Origin of the sequence: Vibrio sp. 1180_3 (genome assembly GCF_029478545.1) — a bacterium.
In the GTDB taxonomy this organism is placed as follows: domain Bacteria; phylum Pseudomonadota; class Gammaproteobacteria; order Enterobacterales; family Vibrionaceae; genus Vibrio; species Vibrio aestuarianus.
Window position 1 is genome coordinate 1 of the sequence record NZ_SJFM01000202.1, and the last position, 365, is coordinate 365.

Sequence of the window (365 nt, forward strand, 5' to 3'; positions counted from 1 at the left end):
GTGGAAAATCGATAATACGAAACTTACCACCAAAATATACAGCAGGTTTTGCTCGAAAATCGGTGAGTTCAAATAAACGACTACCTCGACCACCTGCCAATATCAAAGCGTAAGTGTCTTTGGTCAAATTACTGATATGTCTATCATAATTCTGGGGCATAGAGACCTCCATTGGGCGATTTATATATACTTGTAGTTATAATCGGAGCAATGTATTGATTATATGCAAGTTACTATAGTATGCGCCCCATAATCCCACGGGGCGTTTTAGTGTGAGAAGTTCCAAGGAAGCAGTGAGTTGATATCAGGCTCTGGCTTTGCCAGTTCTTTCATACATTTGACCATGTAATCGTAGAGTATCAGTC

1 protein-coding gene is annotated in these 365 nt (G+C 40.0%); it reads right to left on the reverse strand.

Annotated features, from left to right (window positions below; translation table 11 throughout):
• Nucleotides 1-160: sugar phosphate nucleotidyltransferase (locus EYW48_RS21575; protein WP_277433090.1), on the reverse strand; the 160-nt coding region annotated here is incomplete at its 3' end.
• Nucleotides 161-365: the final 205 nt, after the last annotated feature.